This window comes from Streptomyces sp. NPDC033174 (assembly GCF_055577795.1).
On sequence record NZ_JBVIPQ010000003.1, the window covers coordinates 540,326 to 556,206 of the forward strand.

Consider the following 15,881-nt stretch of genomic DNA (forward strand, 5'->3'; position numbering starts at 1 on the left):
CAGGACCCGTACAGGGGTACCGGCTGCCGGACCATCCGTCAATCAGGCGGCAGCAGAAGGGTATTGGCATGTCAGCGCGGTGGGAGACCCGATCCCGCGGAGTTTCGCGTTGGTGGCGCGCAGGCCAGCGGCGCGTCACTGGAATGGACCAATGGACGCCCGGCCGCCGCTGCGGAACTAGTCGACCCGGACGGCCAGCAGACAGGCGTCGTCGTCATGGGCGGAGCGTTCGTACTCCTCGGTGAGCCGGTCGATGATCCGCTGCGGCGGCAGGCCGCTCGTCGCCGTCAAGGCCCGCGTCAGGGCGGTGATGCCGTCCGTGATGTCCTCACCCCGCCGCTCCACGACCCCGTCCGTGTACAGCAGCAGCACATCGCCCCGCTCCAGCGGGAACTCCGCCGTCTCGTACTCATGCCCGGGGAGCACGCCCAGCAGCGGCCCCCGGTGATCCGTCGGCAGGGCGAACGCGTGCCCCCCGCGCAGCAGCAGGGGAGCCGGGTGGCCCGCACACGTCCACCGGAACACCCTGTCGTCGCCGATGTGTCCCACCGCCATGGTCGCCGTTGACGCCATGGGGTCACTGCACACCAGCTCATTGAGCCAGGTGGTGATGTCCCCGGCGGACGACCCCGTCTGGGCCAGCCCCGCCACCGCATGGCGCTGCTGCGCCATCCGGGCGACCGCCTCGAGACCATGACCGCTCGCGTCCCCGATGGCGATCAGCGCCCGGCCGCTCGGCAGCGGCCGGCACTTGTACCAGTCGCCGCCGACGGCGGCGTCCGGCTCGGCCGGCAGATAGGCGGCAGCGACTCCCAGGCCCTGCTCGGCGAGCCCCTCCGAATACGTGGGCAGCAGCGCTTCACGCAGCGCCGAGGCGACATGCCGTTCGGCCGCCGCCTGCTGCCGCAGCTGCTCCGTCTCGACCTGCTTCTCCACCAGGCGGCGCCGGCTGCGCATCTGCGGGGTGAGGTCGCGGGCGACGATCTGCACGGCCCACGGCCGACCATCCGTGCCGGCCACCGGCCGTCCCAGCAGATCGACCGTGCGCACCTCGCCGAGGACCAGGAACCGGATCCGCGTCCAGGCGGGTTCCTCACCGGCCAGCACCGAGGCGATGAATTCACCGAACGGCCCCACGTCGTCGGTCACCAGCGCGTCGCACAGCTCCAGCAGCGACCACCGCAGCGCCGGATCCGTACGGAAGATCCGCTGCAAGCCCTCCGACCACGTCACCGAACCCGACAGCAGGTCCCAGCGGCCCCACCCCATCGAAGCCAGATGCTGGGCGTCGATGGTCAGGAGCTCGGCCTGACTGCGCACCGGGCGCCAGGTCGTGAGTACCTGATCGCCGCACGACGACGCATAGTGGACCAGCTGGACACGCTTGAGTCTGCCGTACCTCTCCTCGGTGTAGTCCACGACCAGGCCGTTCAGCGCACGGCCGGTGGTCAGGACGTCGGCGAGCGCCGTCAGCAGCCCGCTGGAGGCGGCCCCGGGCCGGGCCGTTCTGAAAGGCTGGCCCGCCTGCTGGTCCGGCGAGGCCAGCCAGTCCGCGGAGCGGATGTGGTTGCCGGCCCGGATGACGAAGTCCGTGATCTCGCCGGAGTCGTCCCGTACCGGTGCCAGCAGCGCCGCCGACACCGGGATGGCCGGCAGCGTGGCGCACAGACACGTCCACGGATCATGTTCCCCGCCGGCCTCGTGACAGCTGTGCGGTGCTCCATTGCCCTGACCGCACGGGCACTGTTCGGAGGGGTCCGCGACGGCGGAGGCCACGTCGGCCGCCGCGGGGGCCGGAGGTCCGGCCACCTCCGTCCCCCGGCGTACCTCGGCCCGCAGCGTCGCGATCTCCCGCTCGATGTAGGCCTTGAGCGAGCCCACGTCCTTCGGCTGAGCCCGATTCATGACGGCACCACGCCTCCAGCACCGGGGGAGAACCATCCAGCCGGAACGATCTTGGTCATGGTCTCCCTTGTCGTGCTGGGCGTGGTGCCGCCGAACGGATCAGGCGTGTGCCCGGTGACGCCTCCCGGCGACGAGCCGGTAGAGGACGAGAACGATGACCGATCCGACGATCGCGGCAATCCAGGTGGACAGCTCGAAGAAGCCGTCGATGGACTCCACACCGAATATGACCTTGCCGAGCCAGCCTCCGAGGAGACCGCCGACGATCCCGATGAGCATGGTCACGAGAATGCCGCCCGGGTCCTTGCCAGGCAGCAGTGCCTTGGCGATCGCTCCGGCGAGCAGTCCGATGATGATCCACGCGATGATTCCCATTCTCGACCTCCACGAGGGTTCCACATGTCCTGCGGGAAGCAAGGACATTTCACGAGTAACCGGGCGAGGGGTCAGTAAACCTGGAGAGCGTCCTCCACATGGGCGCAGGGGCCGAAGGTCCCGGCGAGGACGAGCCCGAGGTCTCCGATCGGACAGGCCGCTCGGCGTGCTTGCCGTGGCGCGCCACCGGCAACACCATCGTCAGCCCGTCGCCGGCGACACCCTCTCGAGGACGCCCAGGGACACGTCTACCCCGCGGACACGCGTACCCACGAAGGAATCAAGGATGAAGTGGATCGCCCGCACCGGGGCGCGGTTGCTGCACGTCACCGACCTGCTCTGCCCGCCGCGCGAAACTCACGGCCCACAGGCCGAGGCGCTGCAGGTGAGCGCCCCCGGCGGAGGCACCCGCTGGACCTGCGCCGAACGCCGCCACGTCAGCCGGCAGTTCACCGGCGCCCTGTGGCACCCGTGCGACGTGCTGCTGGAGCGGCGGACCGACGAGGGCTGGTCGCCCGCCGGACTGCTCGTGGCGGAGGTCGACCCGCTCACTTGGGACGTCGGTGGTCGTGCTCCGGCTCCCCACGGGCTCCTACCGCGTACGGATCACCTCGCCGGAGCTTCCCGCCGCCGCGTGCAGCGCGCCGTTCGTGATCAGCCCGGCGTAGGCCACGGTCGTTCGCAGCCCCCACGGCCAGCGGCGCAGGCACACACAACAGCGCGCTGCGCGCCCGGTGTGTCGGCACCGGGTGCGCAGCGCGCTTCCCCCTCGTCGTCGGTCAGCGAGTGCCGACCGCAGCGCGCACGGCCCGCCGTGCCAGCGCGCAGTCGTCGTGCAGCCGCCTGAGCAGCAGCCGCTGTTCCTCCCCGGTGGAGACCGCACCGGGCGGAGCCGGGACCGAACCGGCCGGCGGGGCCTCCCGGATCGTCCGCTGAACCGCGGTCTCGTACGTACGGATCTCCCGCGTCAGCACCAGCATCAGGTTCACCAGGAACGCGTCCCGCGAGGCGGTGCCGGCCGACTGAGCCAGCCCGCTGATCTGCCGGCGCGCCATGGGGGCGTCGGCGAGGACGGCCCACAGGGTGGCCAGGTCGTAGCCCGGCAGGTACCAGCCCGCGTGTTCCCAGTCGACCAGGACCGGGCCCGTCGGCGACAACAGGATGTTCGACAGGAGCGCGTCACCGTGACAGAACTGGCCCATGCCCTGCCGGCCCCCGGCGTGCGCCACCCCGCGCAGCAGCTTCTGCAGATCGTCACGGTCGCGGTCGGTGAAGAGCCCCAGCTCGTGGTAGCGCGCGATCCGCGACGCGTAGTCCAGCGGAGCGTCGAAGGTGCCGGCCGGCGGCCGCCACGCGTTCAGCCGTGCGATCGCGCCCAGCGCCGCACGGACATCCGCCCGCGGCGGCGCCTCGACGGGGTGCCGGGTCAGGGCCGCGGGGCGTCCCGGCATCCGCTCGATCACCAGCGTGCAGTTCTCCGGGTCCGCGGCGATGAGCCGGGGGGCGCGCACCGGTGGCCGGTGCCGGACGAAGGCGCGATAAGCAGCTATTTCGTGCCTGAACCGCTCGGACCAGGCGGGCGAGTGGTCCAGTAAACACTTGGCTACGGCCGTCGCACGGCCGGTGGTGCCGACGAGCAGGACGGACCGGCCGCTGCGCCGCAGTACCTGCACCGGGTTGAACTCAGGACAGATGCGGTGCACGGAGGCGATGGCCATCCGCAGCTGCGCGCCCTGGGGGCCGGACAAGTCGATTCTCCCGCTGAGCGGCTGGGTCACGTTCCCCGGCCAGCGCCGGGCCCGTCCCGCCTGGGTGGGATCGAGATACGGTCCGCTGCCGACCGGGAGGGTGCGCTGGGGCCGGGGCGGGGCGGACACGGAGGACGATGCTGTGTACATGGGCGAGACAGATCCCTTCGTGTGCCGACGAGTTGCGTGCGCTGCCCCGACCCGGCCACCGGTCGACACCCTGGGGAATGAGGGCCGGTAACCGGGGCGGGGTGGCGCTTTCCTACCTGACACCCGGCCGCGGGTGGCACACCATCTGGCGAACCCTGGCGAACCCTGGCGAATAGTCGCCAGCCCTATGACAGGGGGTTACTGTCAACTCAGCCGAGAACCTGGGGGCTTGACGTGACCGGAGAATCCAACACCCGCCTTGCAGACCTGTTCGGCCTCGCCGGCTGGTCCAAGGGCGAACTCGCGCGGCTGGTGAACCGGCAGGCGGCGGCCATGGGCCATCCGCAGCTGGCGACCGACACCTCGCGGGTCCGGCGTTGGATCGACATGGGGGAGACCCCGCGCGATCCCGTGCCCAAAGTGCTGGCTGCCCTGTTCACCGAGCGACTCGGCCGTGTCGTGACCATCGAGGACCTCGGGTTCGTACGACACGGGCGCGCCGGAAAACGGCGGGACGTCAGGAACAACGACAACCCTGACGGGCTGCCCTGGGCGCCCGAGCGTACGGCAGCGGTCCTCACCGAATTCACGGGAATGGACCTCATGCTCAACCGACGCGGCCTGGTGGGCGCGGGCGCCGCGCTCGCCGCAGGCTCCGCACTCAGCAGCGCCATGCACGACTGGCTCCACAACGACCCCGCACTGGCAGCCGACGCTCCCCGGACCACCGATACCCTGCACGCCGACCCCGCTGGGTTCGACCGCTACGAGGCGGCCCCCATCGGGTCCCAGGAGATCGAGGCGCTGGAACGATCCGTTGAAGTGTTCCGCGCCTGGGACGCCGCCCGCGGCGGCGGGCTCCAGCGCAAGGCCGTCGTGGGCCAGCTCAACGAAGTGGGCGGCATGCTCGCCTACCACCACCCCGACCACCTCCAGCGGCGTCTGTGGGGCGTCGCCGCCAACCTGGCGGTCCTCGCCGGGTGGATGTCCCACGACGTCGGACTCGAACCCACCGCCCAGAAGTACTTCATCATCGCCGCCCATGCGGCGCGCGAGGGCGGCGACCGGCCGCGCGCGGGCGAGGCGCTCTCCCGCGCCGCCCGCCAGATGGTCCACCTGGGGCGACCCGACGAGGCCCTGGACCTGATGAAGCTCGCCAAGTCCGGCTCGGGCGACGAAGTCCTGCCGCGCACCAGGGCGATGCTGCACACGATCGAGGCCTGGGCGCAGGCGTCGATGGGCCACGGACAGGCCATGCGCCGCACCCTCGGAGAGGCCGAGGAACTCTTCGTCTCCGACAAGGGTGATGTGCCACCGCCCAGTTGGATGCAGATGTTCCATGAGGCGGACATGTACGGCATGCAGGCCCTGGCCTACCGCACGCTCGCCGACCATGACCCCTCCGCGGCGGTCACCGCGCAACGCCACGCCCGGCGGGCGCTGGAGCTGCGGCTGGGCAGCCAGCAACGCTCCAAGATCTTCGACTACATCTCCCTGGCGTCGGCCTGCTTCATCGCCGACGACCCGGAGGAGGCGGACCGCTACGCACGACTCGCGCTGGTGTCGATGGGGGAGACCTCGTCGCACCGCACCTGGGACCGGCTGCGGCAGATGTACCGGCTGACGGGGCAGTACGCCGGCCACGCCAAGATCGAGGACCTTCGCGAGGAGATCCAGCTCGCGCTCCCCAAGAAGTCCCGCAACAAGGACGTCTGAGCGGGGGATGTCCGAGCGGGAGGAAAGCCCGGGCAGCCAAGAGCCGCGCAGCCAAAGGGCAGCGCAGTCGAAGGGCCGAGCGGCCGAAAGGCCGAGCGGCCAGGAAGTATGAGCGTGGGCGGTGGGCCCTGTCCGGGCCCGCCCCGTCGGCCGGTCCTGAGGCCTAGCGGGCCTGTCCGCCGACCCTGACCACCATCACGCAGGCGTCGTCCTCACGAGGCGCCTCACCGAACTCCTCGACCACCGACCGCAGGCACTCCTGTGCGTCGCGCGCTCCGGCGAACCGCGGCGCGAGGGCCAGCAGCCTCTCCGTACCCGACTCGTCCCGACCGCTGCGCCGGGTCAGACCGTCCGTGTGCAGTACCAGCAGATCACCGGGGATCAGCCGCACCTCGGCCTGCTCGTACACCGCGCCGGACGTCGCCCCGAGCAGCACCCCGTCGGGGCGCGTCAGGGCATGCCCCGTCCCGCCGCGGAACAGCAGCGGGGCGGGGTGACCCGCTTGGGCCCAGGTCAGCGTCTGAGACACCGGGTTGTACCGGCAGCACACCGCACTGCCCAGCGCCGGCTGCGCCGAGGACTCCAGCATCTGGTTGAGATGGCTCATCAGCGCGCCCGGCCGGATGCCGGCCACGGCCATGCCGCGGAGCGCGCCCAGCAGCATCGCCATGGAGGAGGTCGCGGCGACGCCATGTCCGGTCAGGTCCCCGACCGTCAGCAGCGCCTCACCGTCGGGGAGCGCCAGCGCGTCGAACCAGTCGCCGCCGATCAGGCCCGTGGAGGCGGCGGGAAGATAGTGCCCCGCCAGGTCGAGCGAGGTAGGCCCGCCATGTGCGAAGCGCAACGAGCCGCGCCATGGAGGCAGTACGGCCTCCTGCAGTTCGACCGCGAGCCTGCGCTCGGTCTGCTCGATGTGCTGCCGGCGCTGCAGTGAGTCGCTCGTCTCGCGCACCGTCCGCTCGCTGCGCCGAAGTTCACTGACGTCCCGTAAAACGGCCCACATCGACGCCGTGCAGCCGTCCGCGTCGAGGACCGGCTCGCCCATCATGTGCAGCGTGCGTACCCGTCCGTCGGTCCGCACGATCCGGAACTCCCCGTCGATCGGCTTTCCGTCGATCAGACAGTCCGTCACCATCGCCTGAAGCAAGCCCTGGTCCTCGGCGAAGACCATCGTCGGGATCTCGTCGAGCGACATGGGGCCGCTCTCCGGGGCGCGCCCGAAGATCTGGAAGAGCTCGTCGGACCAGCTCACTTCGTCGCTGAGGAGATTCCATTCGGCGCTGCCGACGCGGCTGAGCAGCGAACCGGTGCGCTGGGCGCTCATCTCGTCGTAGGTGGGCGTGTCGGACGCCTCCGGCGACTCCGTGAGCTGGTCCGGCACGCCGGCGCGCAACTGGTCCAGGTGCGCGCCGAGGTCGTCGAGCTGATGCACCGCCAGGTCGCACAGGGCGCGCTGCCAGCGCAGCCGGGGGTCGTCCTCGTCCATGACGGCGTCCCGGCGCACGGCGTCCACGTCACCACGCAGCCGACGCGTCTGCGAGATCAGCGCGTCCACCGTCCCGCGCTCGGGCGGCTGCGGGGCGGGACGGTCCGCGAACAGATGGGACGGCATGTCGTACTCCGATACAGGCGCGGCACGGCCAAATCTGAAAAGGTGGGCCAGTTACGACTGTTGCACAGGCGGCGACACCCCGTAAGGGATTTGGCAACACTCGATACGGTGGTGCTTCTGGCATATGTCAACGGCTCACCGATTATCGGCCAAGGATCCGGGACATGGACAAGCCGCCGGGGGACTACGGTGCTGTTGTGGTGATCAACGAGGTGGTCGAGGGGCCCGCAGGACCGGCGTGCGCGGCCGGTACGGCGCTGCTGCTCGCCGCCGCCCCGGCCGGCAGGAGTCGTGTCGTCGACGCGACGTCCGTGCTGCACGCCTTCGCGGCAGTGCCGCCGAGCGCCCTGACGGGTACGGAGGCGGCCACGGTGATCGAGCTGGCGGATCCGCTCGATCCGCAGACCGTCCTGACCCGGCTGCGGGCCGCGGCGGCCTCGCCCGGTCCGCTCTCCCTCTACATCGCGGGCCAGCTCCATCTGGACCGCCGCCAGCACCTGCCCCATCTCGCCCTCGCCCGTACGGCACCGGCGACACTGCGCTACAGCGCGCTGCCCTGGCACTGGCTCGCGGGAGAGCTGAAGCTCCGCAGACCGGGCACCACGCGGGCCGTCGTCGACCTGGTCGCCGACGACGAGGTCTGGCAGCAGCTGACGGAGCACAGCACCCTCCTCTCCCTGGGGCACGGCACCAGTCTGTACGGTCGGGTCGCCCCGCCGCCACCACGCCGTACGGTCGCGGCTCCCGTCTACCTGAAGGCTTGCGCCGCGATCTGGCGCAGCGGCGCCCGGCCGCCCCTGCCCGTCCTGCATGAACAGGCCGTGATCCGGGCCGGAACGGACGACGACGCGCTGTTCCTGGAGACGGACGCCCCGGCCACCCCTCAAGCCGCACCCGGGCCGGCCGCACCCGGGCAAGCCGCACCCGGGCCGGCCGGGACGAAGGCAGCCGCATCCCGTACGGTCCCTGCCCCGGGCGTCGCTCCGACCACGCCCGCCCCAGCCGCCCCAGCCGCCCCGGTCACCTCGCCGGCACCGCCGGCTCCCGTACCCGATCCGCCCCTCGACACCGATCCGCACCCGGCGATCCTCGCGGCGGCCCGCGCGGGCCGGCACGACGAGGCGACGGGGGCGGCGGCCGCGTGGGAGCAGCACGCGCTGCGGACATACGGCCCCGGCTCACCGCAGGCGATCCACTGGCTGGAAGTACGCGCCGACCTGGCCCGGCTCGCCCATGCCCCCTACCGGAGCTGCGAGTTGTGGCTCGCCGCGGCTCGCGCGCGGCTGGGCGCGGGCCTGCCCCCGGCCGACGCCGACGTCGAGGCGGCCGTCGACCGCGCCCACCACCAGTGGGAACACCTGCAGAACGCCGACGCCGACGCCGCCCGCGCCCTGGCGCCCGCTCTTCTCGAGCTGCGCCGACGGGTGCCGGGCCGCCGTCCCGGCGCACTCGAATCACTTATGCGACGGATCAACTGAGGCCGCATGCACCGGACATCGAGGAGCCGACCCTGAACAGCCCCGCCGGCACCGCCGGGTACGCCCAGGACGCCGAAGCGCTCGCCGAGCAGTACGAGAGCGTGTCCTTCACCGACGTCCACCGTGAGATGCTGCATCTCTTCCCCGCGGCGCCCGCCCGCGTCCTCGACATCGGAGCGGGAAGTGGCCGGGACGCCGCCGCCCTCGCGGCCCTGGGCCACCATGTGGTCGCCGTGGAACCCACCGCCGAGCTGCGCGCCCTGGGCCGGCGCATCCACTCCGGCCGTGCCGTCGAGTGGAGGGACGACGCGCTCCCCGGCCTCACCGCGCTGCGCGACCGGGAGGAGCGGTTCGACCTCATCCTGCTGACCGCCGTCTGGATGCACCTCGACGCACACGAGCGCGCGTCGGCGCTCCCGCGCGTGGCCGGACTCCTCGCCCCCGGCGGCCGGGTGTCCATGACCCTGCGGCACGGTCCCGTTTCGGCCGGTCGGCGGATGTTCGACGTCGGCGCGGCGGAGACGATCGGCCTGGCCGAGGGCCATGGCCTCCACCCCGTCCACCTCAGCCGCCGCCGGGACCTGCACGGACGCGGTGGCGTGAGCTGGACCGGGCTGGTCCTGGAACGCGACAGGCCCGGAACCCTCCGCACCCCCCGCCTCCTGCTCCGCCCGGTCGAGACCGCGGACGTCCCCGCGGTCCGCCGCCTCTGGACCGACCCCGACGTCCGCCGCCATCTCGGAGGCCCGGTCGCCGCGGACAAGGTGCGCGTGTGGGAGCGCGCCTGCGTCGGCGCAACGGGGGTCTTCTGCGTCGTCCGCGCGTCCGACGGTGTGGTGACCGGTGTGGTGACGCTGAAGCCGCGGGCGCGCGACGACGGCGCCACCGAGGTGTCGTACCAGTTCCTGCCGGAGCACTGGGGCAGCGGCTACGCACGCGAGGCCGTGGCGGCCGCCGTGTCGCTGGCGTCGGCGACGGCCCCCGTCTTCGCGGTCACGCAGGAGGTGAACAGCCGCTCCCGCCACCTGTTGGAATCCCTCGGCATGACCCCCGCCGACAGCTTCGTGGAATGGGACGCCCGTCAGGTGCTGTACCGCACGCCCTGAGCTGCCGGCCCATCCGCGCGTCGGCTCAGGGGTGGGCCACCAACTGGGCGACGTTCGTGGCGGAGTTGGACGGACCTCCCCGGTCGTTGATGACATGGCGGATCGTTCCGGTGCCCCCCAGCGAGACGGTCACCATGTTCCGGAAACGGACGTTCGGCGTGTTGGGCACCTGGAAGGCACGCTCGGCGGTCACGCTCGGATTCGCGTTGAAGAAGCAGTAGCTGCCCAGACCGAAGGCCTGATGGCTGGTGACGGACGGCGCGATCTTGTACGCCGCGTAGCCCTGGGTCGAACCGTCCATCCACGCGGCCTGGTTGGGCGGGTCGTAGGGCATTTCGCTCTGGTAGAAGTACGTCCTTCCGCCGTTGCCGTTCCAGACCGTCTGATGCTTCTGGTAGTGCTCGGCGAAGAGGCCGTACATGGTGACGTCGTCGCCGTTGACGACGAGTCCCGTGTCCGCGGTGTTGCTGTTCCAGCCGATGCCGCTTCCGTGGTCGCCGCGCCACAGCCACAGATGGTCGCCGATGACATGGTCGCTGTTGACGACCAGGCTGGTGGTGGCCCTGCCGACGCCCGCGCCGCCGATGCGGAAGAAGACATCGTGCAGCGAGCTGGGGTTGGCGGCGTGGCCGGCGGAGGGGCCGGAGGGGCCCATCTGCATCAGCGTGGTCGAATTGGTGGGGCCCGCGTCGATGAGCAGTCCGGCGACCTTGACGCCGTCGACATCGGCGACCGACACGGCGGTGATGCCGTTGTCGGGCACGAGCGTCGCGAGGCCGAGGCCCAGAACGACGGTGTCCGGCCGGGACACCCGAAGGGTTTCGCTCAGATGGTGCACCCCCGGTGTGACCAGGAGGTGCTTGCCCTGCGCCAGCGCCGCGTTCATCCGGGCCGCCGTCGCTCCCGGCTTCACGATGAAGAAGTCGTCGAGGGGAAGGGACGTCCCGGCGGGCATGGTGCCGTTGCCCCAGGTCGTGCCCCGTGAGGAGGTGCGCAGGGCGGGCACGAAGACCTTGTAGGCGCCTGCCTGGTCGACGTACAGGAAGGGCTTCTCGCGGACCACGGGGGTCTGGTCGACCGTGGTGTAGGGCGGGTTGGGGAAGCTGTTGGCGGGCGCGTTCTGCGCGCCGACGAAGACCATGTTCCAGTTGGAGCCGTTCCAGCCGGTCCACTGGGTGTTGCGGGACAGCCACTGCTGCTGGGTACCCGAGCGGACCTGGCCGTCGACCCTGGTGTCCGCCATGAACCCGCCGCTGGACCAGCCGCCGTCGTCGAGTTGGAGGTGTCCGCGCACGTGCATCCGCCGGTACGGCGCCGCCTGGGACACGGCCCAGCGGTCCGTGCCGGCCGTCGGCGTGACGGAGAGGTTCTCGGCCGCGCGCCAGAAGTTGTGCGTGGCGTTGCCCTGGAACCAGTCCGCCTCCGCATGGACGGCGCCGCGGACATGGACGTCGTCGGGGGAGAGGCCGAGGCCGGACACCTGCGTGTAGTAGCCGACGTTGACATCGACGTCATAGGTGCCGGGCTTGAAGAGGAAGGCGGTGCGGCCGGCCCCGAACTGGTCGGTCTCCATCTGCCGGAAGGTGGCGTCGACGCGGCTCTGGATCGTCGCCGTGGGGGTCGAGGGGTCGAAGACGACGACGTTCGGGCCGAAGTCGGGTGTTCCGGGCGGCTGCGGGGCGTCGACCGGGGTGATGCGGAACGACTGTGCGGCGGTGCCATTGCACGACCACTGCTGCAGCTGCACGCTGTCACCGGTGGAGGCGCCCGGCACGTCGAGGCACTTGCCGCTGTGCCGGTTGACGAAGCGGAACGTACCGCCGGGCTCCTCATCGGGCTGCCACTGCTGGTTCGCCCCTCCGCCGTACGTCCACAGCTGGACGGGTGCGGCGTCCGCGGCGGAGACGTCCTTGATGTCCCACACCTTGGATCCGTCCGTGCGGTTCGCGGCCCGGACGGACCCGTCAGAGGTGGCCTGGAGCTGCCAGTGCTGGGCCTGGCTGCCATTGCAGGCGTACTGCTGGACCGCGGTGCCGTCGGCGGTCGCCGCCGCGCGGGCGTCCACGCACTTGCCGCTCGCGGCGCTGACGACGGTGGCCCAGCCGGCCGGTGGGGCGGCGGCGCGCGGAGCGGCCGGGGGCGCGGCCTGCGACGGGGAGAGCGCGACCAGGGTGGAACACAGTGATGCCGCCACCACGAGCGCGGCGGTCAGCGGCCGCCGACGGGGGCGGCGGTGCCGATGACGGGTGGGAGTCATCCCGTCACCGTCCACTTCTGGTTGGCGGCCCCGGTGCAGGTCCAGATCTGCAGCCGCGTGCCGTTGGCCGCGTTGTTGCCGGTGACATCCAGGCACTTGTCGGCCTGGGGGTTGACGATGTCGCGGGCGGCGGTGACGACCCAGCGCTGCGCTGCGGTGCCATTGCAGTCCCACAGCTGTACGGCTGTCCCGGCGGCCGTCCCACTGGAGGCGACATCGAGGCACTTTCCCAGCGCGCGGAGGGTACCGTCCGAGCCGACGGCCCAGCGCTGGGCCGCGGTGCCATTGCAGTCGTAGAGCTGTACGGGCGTCCCGTTGGCCGGATTGGCGCCTGCGACGTCCACGCACTTGCCCGCCAGGCCCGTGACCGGACCGCCGCCCGCGGGAGGGCTGTCGCCCGTGGTGACCCGTACGTGGTCGACGACGAGCTGCTGCGGGAAGACGGTGCCGCCGTCGGGGTCGCCCGGCCAGTACCCGCCGACCGCGAGATTGAGGATCAGGAAGAAGGGCTTGTCGAAGACCCACTGCCTCCCAGCCAGATCCGCCGGGGTGCGCCGCTGGTAGACCGTGCCGTCGACGGACCAGGTGATCGAGCCCGGCGACCAGTCCACGGCGAAGGTGTGGAAGGCATCGGCGAACGCCTGACCGCCGGGCAGGCCGTACGCGGCGCCGATGCCGCCGGAGCCCGAGTAGCCGGGGCCGTGCAAAGTGCCGTGGACGGTGGACGGTTCGAAGCCGACGTTCTCCATCACGTCGATCTCGCCGGAGGCGGGCCAGCCGACCTGGCCGATGTCGTTCCCCAGCATCCAGAAGGCGGGCCACATGCCCTGCCCGCGGGGCACCTTGAGCCGGGCCTCCACATGTCCGTAGGTGGTCGTGAAGCGGCCGGCGGTGTTGAGGCGCGCCGAGGTGTACTCACACCGTCCGTACCAGCACTGGTAGTTGGCGGGGTTCTCCCGGCGGGCGGTGATCACCAGATGGCCCTGGCCGTCGAGTGCGGCGTTGCGGTTGCCGGCGGTGTAGTACTGACGCTCGTGGTTGCTGACGTTGTCGCCGGTCTCGGTCTGCCACTTGGCGGGGTCGACGGCCGACCCCTGGGGTCCGTCGAACTCGTCGGCGAACGCCACGGCGGCGGCGGAGGCCGCGGCCGAAGCGGACGTCGTGGCGGCGGTGTCGGTGGTGGTGAGCCGGGGAGCCGTGAGAGCCGAGGCGAGGGTCAGTGCGGAGACCGCGCAGAGCATCAGGCGGTGTGCGAGGCGTGGGGGGTTCATGGCGTTCCCTTCCGGAAGACGGAGGGTGGATGTCATGCATATGACAGACCTAGACTTACTTCACCACGTGATTTAAGAAGTGAACCAATCGGCTGTCAAGAGTCTGGTCTGGACCAGACTCGAGCCCCGCCCGCCACTGCCACGCGGGCGTGCGCCATGCTCGGTACATGACGGACAGCTCGGGCCGACAGGTCAGGCACGCCACCGCGCGCGACGCCGGCCTACGGATCAGGCGTGCCACCGCACGCGACGCCAAGCGGCTCACCAAGCTCGTGCGCTCCTCCCGCGCCTATGAGGGTCCGTACGCGCCGATGGTCGCTCAGTACCGCGTCGGTCCCGACTACATCGAGGCGCACAGGGTTTTCGTCGCCCTCGGCCCCGACGGCGTGGTGCTCGGCTTCTACTCCCTGGTCCTCGACCCGCCCGAGCTGGACCTGCTGTTCGTCTCCGACGCGGCGCAGGGGCTCGGGATCGGCCGCCGGCTCATCGCCCATATGAAGGGCGAGGCTCGCGAGGCGGACATCGCGGAGGTCCGCGTCGTCTCGCACCCGCCCGCCGAGGGCTTCTATCTCGGCGTGGGCGCGCGCCGCGTGTCCACCGTCGCGGCGCGGCCGCCCGCGGTGATGTGGGACCGCCCGGACATGATGCTGTCCACTCATCCACCTGCCGAGCCGACCGCTGACTGCCGCTCGGGGGTCACGCGCCCCTGAGCGGCGTCCGGTCCGGTCGGTCAGGGCGCCCGTACCAGCAGGTCGACGGCGAGTCCGGTGATCAGCAGGCTGGAGGCCACGGCGGTGAGGAGCCGCCCCCGGTGCCCGGTGAGGGTCCGGCCGAGCAGCGCTCCGCCGCAGGCGAGAAGCAGCTGCCAGCCGGCGGAGGCCGCGAACGCGGCCACGACGAAGACGGTCTGTTCCAGGTGGTCCGGGGCGGCCGCGCTCCGGCTGCCCAGAACGAGCGCGGCAAAGTAGATCACCGTCAGGGGGTTCAGCATCGTGAGGCCCAGCAGGCTCAGACAGGCGCGCAGAGAGCTCGGCGATGTCTCGTCGGGCGGGGCGTCCCTTCGGCCCTTTTCGCGGTGGCGCCTGACGGCCGCGACCGTGCCGTGGAGCGCGAGGACGACGAGGACCGCGACCGAGACCCAGCGCAACGGCCTCACCAGCGGCTCGACGAGGTGAGTGAGCCAGGAGCCGCCGACCGTGGCGAGCAGTGCGTAGAGCCCGTCCGCGGTCGCGACGCCCAGAGCCGCCGCGGCGCCCGTCCTCAGGGACGTACGAGCGGTGAGGGCCACCAGATAGGTCGCGACCGCCCCGACCGGCATGGCGATGCCGAAGCCGGCGAGCAGGCCCGCGACCAGCGCGGCGCTCACGCCACGGCGGGTGTCGGCTTCCGGCGGAGGCCCGGCTGCTGCTGCCCGCGCGCCGGTCGGGCGACGGGGGCGAACGGCAGCGAGGCGGTGAAGGTGGGGCTCATGCCGCAGATCGTGCGGCACGCGCGCGGGCGGCGGCAACAGAATTACGGCGACGGCGGGCGCCGGTAATCGCGGCGGGCACGGTAAATCACGGCCGGCGCGGGGCATCGCGGGGGGCACGGTCATTGCGCAGGCACGGGACAGCACGGGCTCGGACATGCGCGGGCATGGGAACGGTGCCGCACCCCGCTCCGCGTCAGGGGTGCGGCACCGTCACTCGTGGGGTCAGGTGGTGTTCCTCCTGCCCTTGCTCATGAGCAGGCCACCCGCAACCAGCGCGAACAGGCACACGCAGGCTCCCGTGATCACGTTGCTGAGGGTCGCTCCGGTGCCGGCGTCACGCGAGACCACCCACGGGGAGACGATCAGCCAGGCACCCATGAGCAGGACGACGAAGTTGAGGTCCTGCGACCTCTCGGGGGCCATGGACATCGCCAGTCCTACGACTGCGAGGGCGATACCGACGATGAGGTTGCTGATGGCCAGTTCCGGCTTGGTGGCCGCGAAGTGAACCGTCCAGGCGGAGATCGCGGCGTAGATTCCGGCGAGGATCACCAGCTCCTCGACCGCTGCCGCCCCTCGGGTTCCCAGCATGCGGTCGTAGCGCTCCCGCATTTCGGATGCGTCCGGGTGTCCCCTGAGGTCGCCACGACGGTGAGAGACGTCGGCCATGCGACTCGCCTCCTTCTAGCGTGTACACGTCTGACCGAACACGACCTGAGGCCGCGATCCCATTGTGCTCTTATCTGCCCCTTATGTGTAGATAAATCGGCCCGGTTGTTTCGACGGCGACCA

General features: G+C 71.4%; 12 protein-coding genes. 4 read left to right on the forward strand and 8 right to left on the reverse strand.

What is annotated here, in order from left to right:
• Nucleotides 1–177: 177 nt before the first annotated feature.
• From ACZ5VC_RS12585 to ACZ5VC_RS12595, 3 genes are all read right to left on the reverse strand, one after another.
• Entirely contained in the window at nt 178–1,905 is a 1,728-nt protein-coding gene (locus ACZ5VC_RS12585) for a PP2C family protein-serine/threonine phosphatase (protein ID WP_469120041.1), read from the reverse strand.
• 99 nt (nt 1,906–2,004) lie between these two features.
• The gene (locus ACZ5VC_RS12590; RefSeq protein WP_469120042.1) at nt 2,005–2,280 is read right to left on the reverse strand and encodes a GlsB/YeaQ/YmgE family stress response membrane protein; all 276 of its coding nucleotides are present in this window, start codon (nt 2,278–2,280) and stop codon (nt 2,005–2,007) included.
• A 779-nt stretch (nt 2,281–3,059) separates the two neighbouring features.
• Nucleotides 3,060–4,178 (reverse strand): aminoglycoside phosphotransferase family protein, encoded by a 1,119-nt coding sequence (locus ACZ5VC_RS12595; protein WP_469120043.1) that lies wholly within the window; start codon nt 4,176–4,178, stop codon nt 3,060–3,062.
• A 234-nt stretch (nt 4,179–4,412) separates the two neighbouring features.
• Here ACZ5VC_RS12595 and ACZ5VC_RS12600 point away from each other — a divergent pair, with 234 nt between their 5' ends.
• Nucleotides 4,413–5,894: a DNA-binding protein NsdB gene (locus ACZ5VC_RS12600; RefSeq protein WP_469120044.1), complete on the forward strand. Its 1,482-nt coding sequence runs from the start codon at nt 4,413–4,415 to the stop codon at nt 5,892–5,894.
• 163 nt (nt 5,895–6,057) lie between these two features.
• On the opposite strand, the gene ACZ5VC_RS12605 is transcribed toward ACZ5VC_RS12600, so the two are convergent.
• A complete protein-coding gene (locus ACZ5VC_RS12605) occupies nt 6,058–7,506 on the reverse strand; it encodes a PP2C family protein-serine/threonine phosphatase (RefSeq protein WP_469120045.1) in 1,449 nt (482 codons plus the stop codon).
• A gap of 164 nt (nt 7,507–7,670) precedes the next feature.
• Here ACZ5VC_RS12605 and ACZ5VC_RS12610 point away from each other — a divergent pair, with 164 nt between their 5' ends.
• Both ACZ5VC_RS12610 and ACZ5VC_RS12615 read left to right on the forward strand, forming a co-directional pair.
• Nucleotides 7,671–8,984: a hypothetical protein gene (locus tag ACZ5VC_RS12610; RefSeq protein ID WP_469120046.1), complete on the forward strand. Its 1,314-nt coding sequence runs from the start codon at nt 7,671–7,673 to the stop codon at nt 8,982–8,984.
• 101 nt (nt 8,985–9,085) lie between these two features.
• Nucleotides 9,086–10,090 (forward strand): GNAT family N-acetyltransferase, encoded by a 1,005-nt coding sequence (locus ACZ5VC_RS12615; RefSeq protein WP_469120047.1) that lies wholly within the window; start codon nt 9,086–9,088, stop codon nt 10,088–10,090.
• Between the two features lie 25 nt (nt 10,091–10,115).
• Here the strand turns inward: ACZ5VC_RS12615 and ACZ5VC_RS12620 are convergent, their stop codons facing one another.
• Both ACZ5VC_RS12620 and ACZ5VC_RS12625 read right to left on the reverse strand, forming a co-directional pair.
• The gene (locus tag ACZ5VC_RS12620; protein WP_469120048.1) at nt 10,116–12,347 is read right to left on the reverse strand and encodes an RICIN domain-containing protein; all 2,232 of its coding nucleotides are present in this window, start codon (nt 12,345–12,347) and stop codon (nt 10,116–10,118) included.
• On the reverse strand, nt 12,344–13,618 hold the full coding sequence (locus tag ACZ5VC_RS12625; protein ID WP_469120049.1) for a ricin-type beta-trefoil lectin domain protein: 1,275 nt from the start codon (nt 13,616–13,618) through the stop codon (nt 12,344–12,346). The genes ACZ5VC_RS12620 and ACZ5VC_RS12625 overlap by 4 nt, the downstream gene beginning before the upstream one ends.
• A gap of 167 nt (nt 13,619–13,785) precedes the next feature.
• On the opposite strand from ACZ5VC_RS12625, the gene ACZ5VC_RS12630 reads away from it, so the two are divergent.
• Nucleotides 13,786–14,328 (forward strand): GNAT family N-acetyltransferase, encoded by a 543-nt coding sequence (locus tag ACZ5VC_RS12630; RefSeq protein WP_469120050.1) that lies wholly within the window; start codon nt 13,786–13,788, stop codon nt 14,326–14,328.
• A 20-nt stretch (nt 14,329–14,348) separates the two neighbouring features.
• Here the strand turns inward: ACZ5VC_RS12630 and ACZ5VC_RS12635 are convergent, their stop codons facing one another.
• Both ACZ5VC_RS12635 and ACZ5VC_RS12640 read right to left on the reverse strand, forming a co-directional pair.
• Entirely contained in the window at nt 14,349–14,984 is a 636-nt protein-coding gene (locus ACZ5VC_RS12635) for a LysE family transporter (protein WP_469120051.1), read from the reverse strand.
• Between the two features lie 327 nt (nt 14,985–15,311).
• A complete protein-coding gene (locus ACZ5VC_RS12640; RefSeq protein ID WP_469120052.1) occupies nt 15,312–15,758 on the reverse strand; it encodes an SPW repeat protein in 447 nt (148 codons plus the stop codon).
• Nucleotides 15,759–15,881: the final 123 nt, after the last annotated feature.